We start from the raw sequence: 15,424 nt of genomic DNA on the forward strand, positions 1-15,424 counted from the left end.
ACGTCCAATGAAAGTTATCCACACTGTTGATACAGCCTGTGCATAATGTCGGCATGGAGCTGCGGCAGTTGCGGTCGTTCGTGGTGGTGGCCGAGGAGCTGAACGTCGGGCGCGCGGCGATACGTCTGCACCTGACCCAGCCCACCTTGAGCCGGCAGATCGCGGCACTCGAGCGGGATCTCGGGGTGGAGCTGTTCGCGCGGATCAAGAAGCGATTCGTGCTGACGGCGGCCGGGGACACGTTCCTGGCCGAGGCGCAGGATCTGCTGCGACGGTCGGACGAAGCGGTGCGGGCGGCGCAGCGGACGCAACGCGGGGAACTGGGGACGCTGCGGCTGCGGTTCGTGCAGTCGGCGACCTTCGAGGTGCTGCCGCGACTGCTCGGCGCGTTCCGGACGGCGTACCCGAAGGTGGTGCTCGACCTTTCGACGATGACGACGCTGCATCAGACGGAAGCCCTGCGGGACGGGCGAATCGACGTCGGGTTGATGCGACCGAGTGCGCCGTCGGGCGGTACCGAGAAGGTGGAGCTGGCTCCTGGGCTCTCGTCGAGGGTGGTGTCGTCGGATCCGGTGCTCGTTGCGCTGCCCGCGCGGCATCGACTGGCGCGGCGGAAGCGATTGCGGCTGAGCGAGCTGGCCGACGAGTCGTTCGTGTTCTACGCGCGGCCGACCGGGCCGGTTGTGTACGACACGCTGGTCGGTTTCTGCCGGGCGGCGGGATTCACGCCGCGGATCGAGCAGGACGCGGCCGACGTCCAGACCATCGTTTCGCTGGTCGCGGCCGGGCTCGGGGTCTCGCTGCTGATCGCGCCGACACCGCCGTCCGACCCGACGAGCGTCGTGTACCGCGAGTTGTCCGACGACCTACCTCCTTGGCAACTCTCCGTCGCCTGGTCGCCGGACAACCGGTCCCCGGTTCTAATACGCTTCCTTGAAGCCCTGGACTAGCAGAGCCTGGAGTGCGTCTAGCCGAGGGTGTCGGGGTCGCCGCCGGTGCGGACGCCGGTCTCGAGGTCGGCGATCGCGGCCATGTCGTCGTTGTCGAGCTGGAAGTCGAAGACGTCGATGTTCTCCTGGATCCGGCTCGCCGTCACCGACTTCGGGATCACCACGTTGCCCAGCTGCAGGTGCCAGCGGATCATCACCTGGGCCGGCGACTTGCCGTACTTGTCACCGAGCGCCTTCAACGTGGTGTCGCCGAGCAGCTCACCCGAGGCCAGCGGGCTCCAGGCCTGGGTGATGATGTCGTTCTCCGCGTTGAACGCGCGCAGCTCGTCCTGCGGCAACGCCGGGTGCAGCTCGATCTGGTTCACCGCCGGCCGGATCGTGGTCTCCGCGAAGATCCGCTGGAGCGCAGGCTCGTGGAAGTTCGAGACACCGATCGCGCGGATCCGCTTGTCGGCGTACAACTGCTCGAACGCCTTCCACGTGTCGACGTACTTGTCCTTCTTCAGGCACTGCCAGTGGATCAGGTACAGGTCGACGTACTCGAGGCCGAGCCGTTCCACACTGGCATCGAAGGCGGCCAGGGTGCTGTCGTAGCCCTGGTCGTCGTTCTGCAGCTTGGTGGTGATGAACAGGTCGTCGCGCGGCAGGCCGCTTGCCGCGATCGCACGCCCGACACCGGGCTCGTTGCCGTACGCCGCGGCCGTGTCGATGTGGCGGTAACCGGCCTCGAATGCGGTCGTGACCACATCGGCCGCGATCGCGTCCTCGACCTGCCAGACCCCCAGGCCCAGCTGCGGGATCTCGACGCCGTTGTCCAGAGTGATGGAGGGGACTGTGTTCATTGATCCATTTCACCGGGCCGACGGGTTCTGGCCCAGTCATCTGATGTGTGACAACAACCTCATCAACCGCCCGTAACCACCTCGTAGGTCTTCGCAGTGGGCTCCAGGAACCCCAGCAACGCCGTCCCCTCCCGCTCCAGCGCGGCCAGATCCTTCTTCAGCAACCGCCCGAACGGAGTCAGCGTGAGAGTCGCCACATCACGCTTCTTCGCCGCCGTCCACAGCCCCGCGACCAGGCCGTCCACCGTGTACGTCGCTTTGATCCGCAGGTTCTTGGTGAACACGGCCGGGCGGTGCTCGTCGGCAATGATTCGTTGGCGTTTCGCGTGTGCCAGCAACAGATTGTCGAACTCCGGCAGGAACCGCACCGGAACCGTGGTGCCGGGATCAGGCCGCGGCGCGTCCGGTACGTCGTACAGGGTCTTGCCGTCCTCGTCGGTGAACCGCTCGAGATCGAGGCTGTCGAACACCGGCTTCGCTTTTGATAGCCCGGACCAGGTCTGGAAGTCGGCCGGCGTCGCGGGGCCGAACGCCTGCAGGTACCTGATGACGAGCTCGCCCTGCGCTTCCTTCTGATGCAGCTTCTTCCCGATCCAGTCCTCCGCCGGCGTGAACCGCGCATTCGCCGGCCACCCCCACCGCACGCCCGTCGGATACACCACCAACGGCACCAGCATCCGCGTGCAGAACCCCAGCGCGCGCTCATTCACCTCGGGAAACTCACCCTGCAACGCATCCCGAACCTCCGTGAACGTCAACGGCTCCTTCGCGAGAATCCGCTCCGCCGCAGCCACCACCTTCGCGGGCTCCATCCCCTCCGCCCGCTCCTTCAACATCCGCAACCCCGCCTCCAGCACCGGAGCCAGCGTGGTGCGAAACCGCAGGTAGTCCTCCGCAGTCACCAAATGCAAAGTCCCCCGAAACAGCGTTGCGCGCACGATCTCGCGATCGGCCACCGCCCGATCGAGATCCTCCTCCGCGAACCCGTCCACCCGGGACCACAACCCGACATACGGATGCTTGGCCTCCTGCCCCTGCATCCCAGCCAGCCGCCCCACAGCCTCAACCGCACTCACATCAGCCCGCTCCACCAACATCTGCCGAGCGAGTGTCGCCCGCCCAACCGCCCGCCCACTCAAAACCACCATCCCCGCATAATCCCCCACCCCACCGACAAAGTGGATGCCGTTCGACGGGTGAGGTGTACCGAGGAACGGGTAGTAGTCGGCGGACCAGAGACCTCCCCCCGCGTGCCCACGCCCATGAGCGACGGCACGCCGTGACCACTACCAGCTGATCGGTACGCGACGGCACCTTAGAAACGGTCGTCCCGGTCCAGCAGGGCGAGGCTGGTCTCACCATTGTGTAGCTCTAGGCCCGGCGCCGGAGTGGCGTCGGGCAGGTCGAGGTGGCGGGTGACAGCCTCGTGGACGATCTCTCGCTGGGATCTGCCCGAGCGCGCGGCCTCGGCATGCAGGGCGGCCATCAGGTCTGCATCGAGTTCCAGGTTCATGGAGCTCATGGTGGCGGCTGGGGCGGACCTGTGCCACTCAGTAACCGGCCTGGAGGGGTTGCTCGGGCCGGTTGCTGAGCGTAGGTGGGTGGGGGCGCTTGAGGTTGGTGAGTGGGGGCGGTCCGCTAGGCGAGGGCGGCGCGGGCTTGGGTGAAGGCGGCGATGGCTTTTTCTACGTCGGCGGTGGAGTGGGCGGCGGAGAGTTGGACTCGGATGCGGGCCTTGCCGTGGGGGACGACCGGGTAGGAGAAGGCGATGACGTAGATGCCCAGGGCCAGGAGCTTTTCGGCCAGTACGGCGGCTTGGGCGGCGTCGCCGATCATGACGGGGGAGATGGGGTGGTTGCCGGGGAGGATGTCGAAGCCGGCCTCGGTCATTTTGGTGCGGAACAGCTCGGTGTTCGAGTCCAGCTGGTTGCGGAGTGCGGTGGAGGTGGCGATGAGCTCCAGGGCCTTGAGGGAGGCGGCGGTGACCGAGGGGGCCAGGGAGTTGGAGAAGAGGTAGGGGCGGGAGCGCTGGCGCAACAGTTCGACGATCTCGCGGCGGGCGGAGACGTAGCCGCCGGAGGCGCCGCCGAGGGCTTTGCCGAGGGTGCCGGTGACGATGTCGACGCGGTCCTTGACGCCGAAGAGCGAGGGGGTGCCGGCGCCGTCGGGGCCGACGAAGCCGACGGCGTGCGAGTCGTCGACCATGACGAGGGCGTCGTAGCGCTCGGCGAGGTCGCAGATCTCGTCGAGGGGGGCCACGTAGCCGTCCATCGAGAAGACGCCGTCGGTGGCGATCAGGCGGTAGCGGGCGTCGGCGGCGTCCTTGAGCTGGGTCTCGAGGTCAGCCATGTCGCGGTTCTTGTAGCGGAAGCGCTTGGCCTTCGAGAGGCGGATGCCGTCGATGATGCTGGCGTGGTTGAGCTCGTCGGAGATGATCGCGTCCTCGGCGCCGAGCAGCGTCTCGAACAGGCCGCCGTTCGCGTCGAAGCAGGAGCTGTAGAGGATCGTGTCCTCGGTCCCGAGGAAGGTGCTCAGCGCGGCCTCGAGGTCCTTGTGGATCTGCTGCGTGCCGCAGATGAAGCGGACCGACGCCATCCCGAATCCCCAGGTGTCCAAGGCGTTCCGGGCCGCCGCGATCACCTCGGGGTGGTCGGCCAGGCCGAGGTAGTTGTTCGCGCAGAAGTTCAGCACCTCGTTGCCGCTGGCAACCGAAATGAGCGACTGCTGCGGTGAGGTGATCACCCGCTCGGACTTGTACAGCCCCGCGTCCCGGATCTCGCCGATCGTCGTCGTCAGGTCGTCCCGCATCTGCCCGAACATCAGTGCTTCTCCTCCAGCGTTTCGTGAGTCCAGTCCAAGATGACCTTGCCGCACTGCCCGGCGCGGGCGACGTCGAAGGCCCGCTCGAAGTCGCCGTACCCGAACCGGTGCGTGATTACCGGCGTCAGGTCGAGACCGCGTTCGAGCATCACCGACATCGAGTACCAGGTCTCGAACATCTCCCGGCCGTAGATGCCCTTGATGGTCAGCATGTTGAGCACCACCGTGCTCCAGTCGATCGCGATCTCGTCGGCCGGCAGACCGAGCATCGCGATCTTGCCGCCGTGGTTCATGTTCGCGAGCATGTCGCGCAGCGCCGCCGGCTGGCCGGACATCTCCATCCCGACGTCGAACCCCTCGCGCATCCCGAGGCTCTGCTGGGCCTCCGCGATCGTCTCCGAGCCGATGTTGACCGCGCGGGTCACGCCGATCTTCCGGGCCAGATCCAGCCGGTACTCCGACAGGTCCGTGATCACCACGTTCCGCGCGCCGGCGTGCAGGGCGACGGCCGCGGCCATCACCCCGATCGGCCCGGCGCCGGTGATCAGCACGTCCTCCCCGACCAGCGGGAACGACAAAGCAGTGTGTACGGCGTTGCCGAACGGATCGAAGACCGCCGCGACATCGAGGTCGACCGGATCCTTGTGGACCCACGCGTTCTGCGCGGGCAGCGCGACGTACTCGGCGAAGGCGCCCGGGTGGTGGACCCCCAGGCCGCGCGTCTTGATGCAGAGGTGGCGGCGGCCGGCGCGGCAGTTGCGGCAGCGGCCGCAGACCAGGTGGCCCTCGCCGCTGACCAGGTCGCCGACCGCGACGTCGCGGACCCCGACGCCGGTCTCGACGACCTCACCGACGAACTCGTGCCCGGTGACCATCGGGACCGGCACGTTCTTCTGGGCCCACGGATCCCAGCTCTGGATGTGCAGGTCGGTACCGCACAACCCCGTCCGCAGCACCTTGATCAGGACCTCGTCGGCCTCGATCTTCGGCTCCGGAACCTCCTGCAACCACAGACCGGGCTTCGCCTCAGCCTTGACCAGCGCCTTCACGTGCTTACCTCCGTCGGTAGGACCGACCACATCGTCGTCCCGGGCAACCACCCGCGTCCATCGACACGTCGTACACAGCCTTTGCAGTTGAACTGCATACTTGGGGCCATGCGGGGAGTCGTGCGGGGGCTGGGGATCGTCCTGCTGGTGGCGGGTCTGGGGTTGCTCGGCTGGGTGGGGTGGCAGTACTTCGGGACCGCGCTCACCTCGAACAGCAAGATGGGCGAGGCGGAGAACGCGCTCCGCGAGCAGTGGAAGAAGCCCGCGGCAACCAAGCCGGCCGAGGGCGACCCGGTCGTCCTGATCCGGATCCCGAAGTTCGGGAAGGACTGGGAGAAGCCGGTCATCGAGGGCGTCGGCAAGGGTGAGCTGGCGCGCGGGATCGGGCACTACCCGCAGACGGCGATGCCGGGGGAGCCAGGGAATTTCGCGATCGCCGGTCACCGGGTCACGCACGGTTCGCCGTTCCGCAAGCTGCTCGAGCTGCGCAAGGGCGACCAGGTGATCGTCGAGACCGCGGACGCGATCTACACCTACGAGCTGGACGGCTCACCGCGCGACCTGACCGTGAAGCCGGCCGACAACTGGGTGCTCGAACCGGTCCCCGGCAAGCCGCGTGAGACCGCGACGAAATCGATCATCACCCTCACCACGTGCCAGGACCTCTTCCACTCACCGGACCGCTCGGTGGCCTTCGGTCAACTCGCGAAAGTCACCAAAAAGCCCCAAAAGTAAGCGGGTATGGCGACCGACCGATGCCCCATCCCACAACGTCCGAAGGTTCGGAGGGCCCGTCTCCGGTTTTTCGGACGTTATGGCGTGGTGGGGTGGGGTGCGCGGGGTTTGCGGGGAGTTGCTGCCGCTAGGTGGCAGTAGATCCGCGCAAAGGTGGGGAGGGGGTGGGGGGCGCCTGCCTTCGGCGGGTACTGAGCTTTCGGGGTGCGCGTCGCGGTGGCTGGGGTGGGTGGCGAGGCCGGCGAGCGACGTACAGGTTGTTTGAGGTTCTGGGTTGTGGCTGGGGTTTATGCGGGGGTTGCTTGTTGGGTTGGGGAGGGTTTTGTGCCGGTGCGGGCTGATGGGCTCCCCACTCCACCCCCCGAACTGCGGCAGCAACCACGGCGGCGGGCCACCTGACCAGACCTCGGCGCCGCTGACAGCAACCACAGCCCGGAACCTCAAGCAACCTGTACGTCGATCGCCGGGCCTCGCCATCCCCCTCAGCCCAAGACGGCCCCAGCCACCCTCCACCGTAAATCGGCCGCAGCGGCGCTTAACCACGGCGGACCGATCCCGGCCGCATCGGAGCGACGCGGTACCGACGAGTCAGCTGGTGACCAACAAGTAAGCTGACCGCTCATGAGCTATGACCGGGACGCACTGCTGGAGCAGGTCAAGACGAAGGCCGTCGTGCACGGCAAGGTGACGCTGGCGTCGGGCAAGGAAGCCGACTACTACGTGGACCTGCGCCGGATCACGCTGGACGCGGCCGCGGCGCCGCTGATCGGCCCGGCGATGCTCGAGCTGACCAAGGACATCGAGTACGACGCTGTCGGCGGCCTCACGCTCGGTGCGGACCCGGTCGCGATGTCGATGCTGCACGCGGCGGCGCACGAGGGCCGCACGCTAGACGCGTTCGTGGTCCGCAAGGCCGAGAAGACGCACGGTCTGCAGCGCCGGATCGAGGGCCCGGACGTCAAGGGTCGTCGGGTGCTCGCGGTCGAGGACACCTCCACCACCGGCGGTTCGGTGCTGACCGCCGTCGAGGCGCTCCGCGAAGCCGGTGCCGAGGTGGTCGCCGTGGCGGTCATCGTCGACCGGAACACCGGGGCCAAGGAGCGAGTCGAGTCCGAGGGTCTTGAGTACCGGACGGTGTTCGGCCTGGACGACCTCGGCCTCTGATGAACGTCAGCCCACTCCTGCTGGTCCTGCTGGCGTTTCTGCTGGGCCTGGCGGTCTTCTTCTTCAGTTACTACCGGGCCAAGAAGCGTCGCGAGTTGTTCGCCGGTTTCGCGGCGCAGTACGGCTGGTCCTATGTTCCGGCCGACAACCGCTTGGCCGGCAACTGGCAGGGCACGCCGTTCCGGACCGGTGACAACTGGCGGGTGCAGAACGTGCTGGCCGGCTTGTTCAACGGGCACCAGATGGTTGCCTTCGACTACAGGTACCAGACGCACACCACCGACTCGAAGGGCCGCCGTACGACGACCACGCACAAGTTCGGCGTGGTCGTGTTGCAGCTGCCAGGTGCCCTGCCGCATCTCGAGGTCACCCACGAAGGGATCTTCGGCGGTGCGGTCGCGAACGCGTTCGGCTTCCGGGACCTGCAGTTCGAGAGCGACCAGTTCAACCGGGCGTTCCGGGTGAAGGCCGACGACCAGCGGTTCGGGCATGCGGTGATCACGCCGCGGATGATGGAGCTGCTGCTCGCCCGCGGTGAGATCGGCTGGCGTTTCGAGGGCAACTCGCTGGTCGGCTGGGACAAGGGCGCCCACGACCCCACCGAGGTGCTGAACCGCCTCGCGCTGCTCGAGCAGGTCGTCGGGCAGGTTCCGCCGTACGTCTGGCGCGACTATGCCGGCGTGGAACTCCGGCAGCCCTAGATACGTCCGAGTGGCACTCGACTCCCCGTAGAGTCGGGGCCAGCATCGCCAACACTCGGGAGCAAGGCAATGACCTTCGTCATCATCGCGATCGTGGTGATCGTCGTGATTCTGGCCATCGCGCTGATCACGTCGTACAACCGGTTCGTCAAGCAGCGGAACCTGATCCAGGAGTCCTGGCGGCAGATCGATGTCGAGCTGCACCGTCGCTACGACCTGATCCCCAACCTGGTCGAGACCGTCCGGGCGTACGCCGCGCACGAGCGGCACGTGTTCGAGGAGGTCGCCCGGCTGCGCACGCAGGCCGTGAACGTCCAGGGGGCGACCCCGGAGCAGCGGGCCGCGGCCGAGGGCGAGCTGTCCGGCGCGCTGCGGCAGATGATGGTGTCGGTCGAGGCCTACCCGCAGCTGCAGTCGAACCAGAACTTCCTCGGTCTGCAGCGCGAGCTGACCGACACCGAGGACCGGATCGCGGCCGGCCGCCGGTTCTACAACGCGAACGTCGGCGACTACAACACCCGGATCGAGGCGTTCCCGTCGAACATCGTCGCGGGCTCGTTCAAGTTCGAGAAGGCCGGCTACTTCGAGGTGAAGGACGAGTCCGTGCGCGCGGTGCCGCAGGTCTCGTTCGGCACGATCGGTTCGGTCGCGGGCGAGCAGGCGCCGCCGCAGATGCAGCAGGGCGGGCCGTCGTCCGGCCAGATCCAGCCCCCGCTCCCCGGTGAGCAGCCCCAGTACGGCGCTCCCCAGGGGCCGCCGGTGGGCGGCCCGCCTGCGGGTTCCCCCAGCCCGCAGGACGGACAGCCACCCTTTACCGGCGGCCACTGACGGAGTGCCTGGCGGACACTCCTGGGCACCGGTTCCCCGTGGCTCAGGACCCCCGATCCCGAACTCCACTCCGGTGCTGGGTCCAGGGCGCGGCGGCGGTCGGTCGCCGTGCCCCAGGCCCTGCCTCCCCCCGGTACCCGTGTCAACAGTGCCCGAGTGAGATACATCCGGCGTACATCGGCCTTCCCGCGCGGTACGGCGAGATGTGACGATGGGTCGGTTCGAGCCGTGGAGAGGGTAGCCAAGTGGACAGTCCGAGGTACGGGATCCTCGGGCCGCTGCGCCTCAGCCACGGGCAGGGGCAGCCGCTGAAGGCCGCGAAACCGCGGCAGCTACTGGCCACCCTGCTCCTGCACCCGAACCGTTTCGTCTCCACCGACCTGATCGCGGATGCACTCTGGGAGAGCACTCCACCACGCTCCGCGACGGCGAACATCCGCACGTACGTCCGCGCCTTGCGCGCAGTGCTGCAGGAGGCCGGACTGCCGGCCCCGATCGATACCTCGGCGGCCGGCTACAGCATCGAGGTGGGCGTCGACGAGCTCGACGCCAGCCTGTTCGAATCACTCCTCGCCGAGGGCGGTCACCTCCGCGACGCCGGTGACGGCCGCCACGCCATGCAGGTGCTGTCCCGGGCCTACGCGCTGTGGCGCGGCCGCCCGCTGGAGGACCTGATCATCCCGGCCGCCTGGGAGGGCTCGCTCAACCGGCTCGAGGCCCAACACCGTGGACTCGTCGACACCCTCCTCGACCTGCGTCTCGAGTACGGCGATGCCGGTGGCGCCGCCGTACTGCTGAGTGCACGTCTCACCGAGGACCCGTACGACGAGCAGCTGTGGCGGCGGCTTGTGGACGCGCTCCTGGCCGCTGGTCGGGTCGGGGAGGCGCGCGCGGCGTACGGGAAGGCTGTTCGGACGCTCGCGGACGACCTGGACATCAAGCCTGGTCCGGAGCTCGAGGCCGCCGGTGCGCGCGCCGAGAACGGCCGCTCGGCCAACTGGCCGAACCCAGGCATCCCAGCAGCAGCCCGTACGACGGAAGGTCCGGCGAAGGCGGCGTCTCCCGGCCCGATGGCAGCGCCGGAGCTCACCGATCCACTGCATGCACCGAGCCAGCTGCCACTCGACCTGCCCGACTTCAGCGGCCGCGCGGACCACCTGGATCAGCTCCGCGACCTCGTCTGCGGCCGCGACCCGGTCCGGCCGCCGATCGCGGTCGTCTCCGGTGCGCCAGGAACAGGTAAGACATCTCTGGCCGTTCGGCTGGGCCATTTGGTCAGAGATTCTTTCCCGGACGGGCAGATCTACCTCGACATGCATGGCGCCACGCAGCCTCGCGATCCGGCGGCCGCGCTGACCGATCTGCTGCTCAGCCTCAACCTGCCCGACTACGCGATCCCGACCGATCCCGAGCGGCGGTCGGCGATGCTGCGGTCGGAGCTGGCCAGCCGGCGCGTGCTGATCATCCTCGACGATGTCGCGACCGCTGGTCAGGTCACGCCGCTGATGCCCGGTACCGGGGCGTCCGCGGTGGTGGTGACGAGCCGCAACCGGCTGGCTGATCTGGCCGGCGCCGACAGCCTGGCCCTGGACACGTTCGACGACGGCGAGGCCGTTGCCCTGCTGGAGTCCGTGGCCGGCGCCGGTCGCGTCGACCGTACGACGTCCGCCGCCGAGGAGATCTTGGCCGCCTGCGGGAACCTGCCGCTCGCGATCCGGATCGTCGGCAGCCGACTGGCCCAGCGACCGGACCTGAGCCCGGGCGAGCTCGCTCGGCGGCTGCGGGACGAGAGCTCGCGGCTGGACGAGCTGAGCATCGGCGAGCTGGCCGTCCGGACCAGTGCGGACCTGAGCTACGACGCACTGAGCGCCGACGAGGCCCGGCTGTACCGGCTGATCGGCCACTTCGCGGTCGGCGTCTTCTCCGCACGAGCGCTGGAGGCGATCGCGTCGCCAGCCTCGGTACGACGCAGTCTGGACCGCCTGATCGAGGTGAACCTGGTCCGGATCAGCTCGGTCGACCACCGCGGTACGGCGCGCTACCGGATGCACGATCTACTGCGCCTGCACGCGATCGGGGTCGGCGACGAGAGCCAGCAGGCCGAGGCGGTCAAGGACGTCGCGACTGTGGTCGACGCGATCCTGCACAAGATCCGTCGGGCCAACAAGGCGCTCGCGGTCGAGTACTTCGGCGTACCGGAACACACCGGGCCGCTGACGTCACCGGATCCGGCGCCGTTCACCGAGACCGATGCGATCGCGTGGTTCGACAGCGAGCGCAGCACCTTCGTGCCCGCGATCCGGGCGGCGGCCCAGAACGGCCTGCACGAGTATGCCTGGCGGATCGCCTCTGCGTGGAGCCCGTACCTCGACATGCGAGCGGGATTCGACGACTGGGGCGAGTCGCACCGCCAAGGCCTGCAGAGCGCGATCGAGTCCGGCGACCGCTGGGGTGAGGCGATCATGCATCGCAACCTCGGCCAGCTCGGGATCTACCAGGACGACTGGGATGCGGCCTCGCACCACCTCGACCAGGCGGCGACGATCTTCGCCGAGGTCGGCGACCGGCTCGGTGACGGGGTCAGCGCGGTCGGCCTCGGGACCTGGCTGCGCGAACGCGGCCGGCCGGACGAGAGCCTTGCCCAGTACGAGAAGGCGATCGAGGCGTTCATGGAGGTCGGCAACGCGAACGGCGAAGCGGTCGCGCGGACCGCGGCGTCGTCGATCTGGTTGTCCCGCGAGGACATGGTCACAGCCGGGCGCTACCTGGCCGAAGCGTTCCTGCTCGGCCACCGCCTCGCTGACGAACATCGCGTCGCCAAGGTACGGCGGCGGATCGCGGAACTGCGGATTCACCAGGGCCGCCACTACCAGGCGGTCCGGCAGCTGCGGAACTCACTCAACATCTTCACCGGGCTCGGCGACGATCACTGCGCGGCGTACGCGCGAGCCGATCTCGGGCATGCGCTGATGGAGTGCGGCGAACTGGCCGCGGCCCGCAAGATGCTGCTGGACTCGATGGAGATCGGCCGCCGGCTGGGCGACCGCAGCGTCGAGGGCCAGGCCGCGCAGCACCTCGGGCGGCTCTACCTCAAGACCGGCAACCTGGACTGGGCCCGCCGGACCTTCGACCGGGCCGCGCGGGTCTGGCAGCAGGCCGGTCATGACGCGCGCGCTGCCGCCTGCCGTCGCGAGCTCGCGAGCTTCGAAACAAACGCTGCAGCCGGCTGATCGCCGTACAGCAGGGCAATGTACGGCGGCTGTATCGGGCTGCGGCAGGCTTTCTTCAAGCACGGCAACAGAAGGCCGGCGGTTCAACGGGGATCGGGGGATGCCTATGGCCTGGGGGGATGTTGTCGTGGAGCGCCGGGTGGCCAACCCGCGGGATACCGAGGCGGCGTTGAACTGGCAGCTGGAGCGATTGGGCTCGACGGCCTGGCAGGACTGGCCGTTGAAGTTCCAGCGGATGGCGTTCGGCTACGCCCACGACAGCGGTTGGCACGATGCGACCGACGCAGTGCAATGGCTCGACCACCACGCCCTTCTGAAGGAAGGGACGGCGCCACGGGGGGCGCTGGTCTGGTACCAGGCGGTTGACCGGATCCGAGTCGCTTGTGCGCTCGGCTCCGGTCAGGTGGTCGGTCCGCTGATCGACGGTCCGGTCGCCATCGCCGTGCTCAGTGAGGTGAGCACGGACTGGGTCTGGTCCGAGCCGGTCTTTCCGTTCGGGCAGTAACGCTCAGTCTTTGGTGGCGGCGTGCTTGGGAGCCGCGTGCTTCGCGCCGTCACCGCCGGCTGCCTTGTTCCGGCGGCGGGACAGCAGGACCTCGACGCCCATCGGGATCAGCGAGATGAAGACCAGCAGGATCAGCGCCGACTCGAGGTGGGCGTGGATGAACTCCACGTTGCCCAGCGCGTGCCCGAGCAGGGTGATCCCGGGCGCCCAGATGACCGCGCCGACGCCGGTCCAGAGGAAGAACTTCTTCGGGTCCATCTTCCCGGCCCCGGCCACGATCGTGATGAACGTCCGCACGATCGGTACGAAGCGGGCCAGCACCAGCGCCCGCGGTCCGTAGCGCTCGAAGAACTCGTGGGTCTGCTCGATGTACTTCGGTTTCAGGAACCGTGCGTTCGGGTTGGTGAACAGCGACGTCCCGAGCACCCGGCCGATGTAGTAGCCGGAGACGTTGCCGAGGAACGCGGCCGCCGTCAGCAGCACGCAGGCCAGCCACAGCGGGACGTCGATCGAGCCGCGCGCGATGAACAGGCCGACGGCGAACAGCAGCGAGTCACCGGGCAGGATCGGGAACAGCACCCCGCACTCGATGAACACGACCACGAGCGTGCCCCACAGCGCCCAGTCGCCCAGCCAGTTCAGCAGGAACTCCGGGTCCATCCAGTTCGGCATCAGCATCGCGAGTTGTACAAGCACGCGCACAGGGTAGCGTCCCGACCTGTGCAGGAGCTGAGTGGCGACGAGAAGGACCTCCGCGGGACCGACCTGGTCGGCGCGCCCGAGGTCGGGGTGGGCCCGTGGGCCGGTGCCTGGCCGGACGACCCGCGCCTGGATCCGGAGCTGCTGACCAGCGGTGACCGGCGCAACGTGGTCGACAAGTACCGGTACTGGCGGCTGGAGGCGATCGTCGAGGATCTCGACCGGCAGCGGAACCCGTTCCACGTCGCGATCGAGAACTGGCAGCACGACCTGAACATCGGATCGGTCGTCCGCACTGCGAACGCGTTCCTGGCCAGTGAGGTCCACATCGTCGGGAACCGGAAGTGGAACCGCCGTGGCGCCATGGTCACCGACCGCTACCAGCACGTCCGTCACCACCCGCAGCTGGCCGACCTGGCGTCGTACGCCGCCGAACGCGACCTGCCGGTGATCGGCATCGACAACCTGCCCGGCTCGGTGCCCTTGGAGACCTTCGACCTCCCGGCTGCCTGCGTCCTCCTCTTCGGCCAGGAGGGACCAGGCCTCACCGACGAAGCACACAAGATCTGTACGGCGGTGCTGTCGATCGCCCAGTTCGGATCGACCCGATCGATCAACGCCAGCGCGGCAGCCGCCATCGCCATGCACGGGTGGATCCGGCGACACACCTTCGGTCAGCCGTCATGAGCGACGTGATCTGGTGGCAGGTGTATCCGCTCGGCTTCACCGGGGCGGACTCGGCGGCCGCGCATCGGTTGCCGCGGATCGAGAACTGGCTGGACTATGCGATCGAACTTGGTTGCTCAGGGCTACTACTGGGGCCGGTGTTCGCGTCGGAGACCCATGGGTACGACACGGTTGATCACCTCCGCATCGATCCGCGGTTGGGCGATGACTCGGACTTCGACCGGCTGATCGCGGCCGCGCACCAGCGGGGACTGAAGGTGGCGCTCGACGGGGTGTTCAACCACGTCGCGCGTTCCTTCGCGCACCCCGAATGGATGGCGGACCGCACGTTCGAGGGGCACGAGCACCTGGTGGCGCTCGATCACACCAACCCGGCGGTCGCGTCGTACGTGACAAAGGTGTTGGAGCATTGGCTCGACCGTGGCGTCGACGCGTGGCGGTTGGATGCGGCCTATGCGGTGCCGGCGGAGTTCTGGCGCGCGGTGTTGCCGCGGGAGCGCTATCCGGATGCGTGGTTCTTCGGCGAGGTGATTCATGGGGATTACGCCGGGTACGTCGCCAAGAGCGGGCTGGATTCCGTCACGCAATACGAGCTGTGGAAGGCGATCTGGAGTTCACTGAACGACGGGAACTTCTTCGAGTTGTCGTATGCGCTCGGTCGGCACAACGCGTTGCTGGACACGTTCGTACCGCAGACGTTTGTCGGCAATCACGACGTGACCCGGCTCGCGACCCGGTTGGAGGACGAGCGGCATATCGGCCACGCGCTGGCGATCCTGTTCACCGTGGCTGGGGTTCCGAGCGTGTACTCCGGTGACGAGCAGGCCTTCCAGGGGCTGAAGGAGGATCGCGTCGGTGGCGACGACGCGATCCGGCCGGAGTTCCCCGAGTCGCCGGCTGAGCTCGCGCCGTACGGGGAGGCGACTTACCGGACTCACCAGGAGCTGATCGGCGTACGGCGGCGGAACCCGTGGCTGACGCGGAGCCGGACGACGGTCGAGCAGCTGGCCAACCGGACCATGGCGCTTCGGTCGGTCAGTGGTGACGAGTCCGTGCTGCTGTTGCTGAACATCGGCGACGACGAATTCCGCTTCGAGGGGGAGTCCGTTCCCGCGCAGAGCTGGAGATTGTTGACGTAACGCGTAACCCCTGGCCCGGGTGCGCCGTTGTTCCTCTGACAGAAGTGAGGCTTCTCGACCAAAGTCAGCCCCTCG

General features: G+C 68.0%; 15 protein-coding genes. 9 read left to right on the forward strand and 6 right to left on the reverse strand.

Features of this window, described 5'->3' with window-relative positions; all coding sequences use genetic code 11:
• Positions 1 to 53 precede the first annotated feature (53 nt).
• Positions 54 to 950, forward strand: a complete 897-nt coding sequence (locus ACIA49_RS06895; protein WP_396376177.1) for a LysR substrate-binding domain-containing protein — start codon at positions 54 to 56, stop codon at positions 948 to 950.
• Between the two features lie 17 nt (positions 951 to 967).
• Here the strand turns inward: ACIA49_RS06895 and ACIA49_RS06900 are convergent, their stop codons facing one another.
• The 5 genes from ACIA49_RS06900 to tdh all read right to left on the reverse strand — a co-directional run bounded on the left by ACIA49_RS06900 (position 968) and on the right by tdh (position 5,661).
• The gene (locus tag ACIA49_RS06900) at positions 968 to 1,792 is read right to left on the reverse strand and encodes an aldo/keto reductase (protein ID WP_396376178.1); all 825 of its coding nucleotides are present in this window, start codon (positions 1,790 to 1,792) and stop codon (positions 968 to 970) included.
• 62 nt (positions 1,793 to 1,854) lie between these two features.
• The gene (locus tag ACIA49_RS06905) at positions 1,855 to 2,940 is read right to left on the reverse strand and encodes a winged helix DNA-binding domain-containing protein (protein ID WP_396376179.1); all 1,086 of its coding nucleotides are present in this window, start codon (positions 2,938 to 2,940) and stop codon (positions 1,855 to 1,857) included.
• Positions 2,941 to 3,107: 167 nt separating this feature from the next.
• Positions 3,108 to 3,305: a ribbon-helix-helix protein, CopG family gene (locus ACIA49_RS06910; protein ID WP_396376180.1), complete on the reverse strand. Its 198-nt coding sequence runs from the start codon at positions 3,303 to 3,305 to the stop codon at positions 3,108 to 3,110.
• Between the two features lie 125 nt (positions 3,306 to 3,430).
• Positions 3,431 to 4,612: a glycine C-acetyltransferase gene (locus tag ACIA49_RS06915; protein ID WP_396376181.1), complete on the reverse strand. Its 1,182-nt coding sequence runs from the start codon at positions 4,610 to 4,612 to the stop codon at positions 3,431 to 3,433.
• The gene (tdh, locus tag ACIA49_RS06920; RefSeq protein WP_391548492.1) at positions 4,612 to 5,661 is read right to left on the reverse strand and encodes an L-threonine 3-dehydrogenase; all 1,050 of its coding nucleotides are present in this window, start codon (positions 5,659 to 5,661) and stop codon (positions 4,612 to 4,614) included. Before tdh ends, ACIA49_RS06915 begins: the two co-directional genes overlap by 1 nt.
• 108 nt (positions 5,662 to 5,769) lie before the next feature.
• Here tdh and ACIA49_RS06925 point away from each other — a divergent pair, with 108 nt between their 5' ends.
• The 6 genes from ACIA49_RS06925 to ACIA49_RS06950 all read left to right on the forward strand — a co-directional run bounded on the left by ACIA49_RS06925 (position 5,770) and on the right by ACIA49_RS06950 (position 12,824).
• A complete protein-coding gene (locus ACIA49_RS06925) occupies positions 5,770 to 6,396 on the forward strand; it encodes a class E sortase (RefSeq protein WP_396376182.1) in 627 nt (208 codons plus the stop codon).
• A 621-nt stretch (positions 6,397 to 7,017) separates the two neighbouring features.
• Complete coding sequence (pyrE, locus tag ACIA49_RS06930) at positions 7,018 to 7,560, forward strand: orotate phosphoribosyltransferase (RefSeq protein ID WP_396376183.1); 543 nt, start codon at positions 7,018 to 7,020, stop codon at positions 7,558 to 7,560.
• Complete coding sequence (locus ACIA49_RS06935; RefSeq protein ID WP_396376184.1) at positions 7,560 to 8,261, forward strand: hypothetical protein; 702 nt, start codon at positions 7,560 to 7,562, stop codon at positions 8,259 to 8,261. The genes pyrE and ACIA49_RS06935 overlap by 1 nt, the downstream gene beginning before the upstream one ends.
• A 69-nt stretch (positions 8,262 to 8,330) precedes the next feature.
• Positions 8,331 to 9,089, forward strand: coding sequence for a LemA family protein (locus ACIA49_RS06940; protein ID WP_396376185.1), 759 nt, complete (start codon positions 8,331 to 8,333; stop codon positions 9,087 to 9,089).
• 245 nt (positions 9,090 to 9,334) lie between these two features.
• Positions 9,335 to 12,319, forward strand: a complete 2,985-nt coding sequence (locus ACIA49_RS06945) for an AfsR/SARP family transcriptional regulator (protein ID WP_396376186.1) — start codon at positions 9,335 to 9,337, stop codon at positions 12,317 to 12,319.
• A 100-nt stretch (positions 12,320 to 12,419) separates the two neighbouring features.
• Entirely contained in the window at positions 12,420 to 12,824 is a 405-nt protein-coding gene (locus tag ACIA49_RS06950) for a hypothetical protein (RefSeq protein WP_396376187.1), read from the forward strand.
• Between the two features lie 3 nt (positions 12,825 to 12,827).
• Here the strand turns inward: ACIA49_RS06950 and ACIA49_RS06955 are convergent, their stop codons facing one another.
• Positions 12,828 to 13,520, reverse strand: coding sequence for a DedA family protein (locus ACIA49_RS06955; protein ID WP_396376188.1), 693 nt, complete (start codon positions 13,518 to 13,520; stop codon positions 12,828 to 12,830).
• 33 nt (positions 13,521 to 13,553) lie between these two features.
• Here ACIA49_RS06955 and ACIA49_RS06960 point away from each other — a divergent pair, with 33 nt between their 5' ends.
• On the forward strand, positions 13,554 to 14,210 hold the full coding sequence (locus tag ACIA49_RS06960) for a TrmH family RNA methyltransferase (RefSeq protein ID WP_396377166.1): 657 nt from the start codon (positions 13,554 to 13,556) through the stop codon (positions 14,208 to 14,210).
• On the forward strand, positions 14,207 to 15,349 hold the full coding sequence (locus ACIA49_RS06965) for an alpha-amylase family protein (RefSeq protein WP_396376189.1): 1,143 nt from the start codon (positions 14,207 to 14,209) through the stop codon (positions 15,347 to 15,349). Before ACIA49_RS06960 ends, ACIA49_RS06965 begins: the two co-directional genes overlap by 4 nt.
• Positions 15,350 to 15,424 lie beyond the last annotated feature (75 nt).

The organism is Kribbella sp. NPDC051587 (assembly GCF_044453945.1).
Lineage (GTDB): Bacteria > Actinomycetota > Actinomycetes > Propionibacteriales > Kribbellaceae > Kribbella.

Bases quoted from the DNA above. Each gene is read 5' to 3' on its own strand.
- ACIA49_RS06895 (WP_396376177.1), top strand. From the start codon at position 54: ATGGAGCTGCGGCAGTTGCGGTCGTTCGTGGTGGTGGCCGAGGAGCTG.
- ACIA49_RS06900 (WP_396376178.1), bottom strand. From the start codon at position 1,792: ATGAACACAGTCCCCTCCATCACTCTGGACAACGGCGTCGAGATCCCG.
- ACIA49_RS06905 (WP_396376179.1), bottom strand. From the start codon at position 2,940: ATGGTGGTTTTGAGTGGGCGGGCGGTTGGGCGGGCGACACTCGCTCGG.
- ACIA49_RS06910 (WP_396376180.1), bottom strand. From the start codon at position 3,305: ATGAACCTGGAACTCGATGCAGACCTGATGGCCGCCCTGCATGCCGAG.
- ACIA49_RS06915 (WP_396376181.1), bottom strand. From the start codon at position 4,612: ATGTTCGGGCAGATGCGGGACGACCTGACGACGACGATCGGCGAGATC.
- ACIA49_RS06925 (WP_396376182.1), top strand. From the start codon at position 5,770: ATGCGGGGAGTCGTGCGGGGGCTGGGGATCGTCCTGCTGGTGGCGGGT.
- pyrE (WP_396376183.1), top strand. From the start codon at position 7,018: ATGAGCTATGACCGGGACGCACTGCTGGAGCAGGTCAAGACGAAGGCC.
- ACIA49_RS06935 (WP_396376184.1), top strand. From the start codon at position 7,560: ATGAACGTCAGCCCACTCCTGCTGGTCCTGCTGGCGTTTCTGCTGGGC.
- ACIA49_RS06940 (WP_396376185.1), top strand. From the start codon at position 8,331: ATGACCTTCGTCATCATCGCGATCGTGGTGATCGTCGTGATTCTGGCC.
- ACIA49_RS06950 (WP_396376187.1), top strand. From the start codon at position 12,420: ATGCCTATGGCCTGGGGGGATGTTGTCGTGGAGCGCCGGGTGGCCAAC.
- ACIA49_RS06965 (WP_396376189.1), top strand. From the start codon at position 14,207: ATGAGCGACGTGATCTGGTGGCAGGTGTATCCGCTCGGCTTCACCGGG.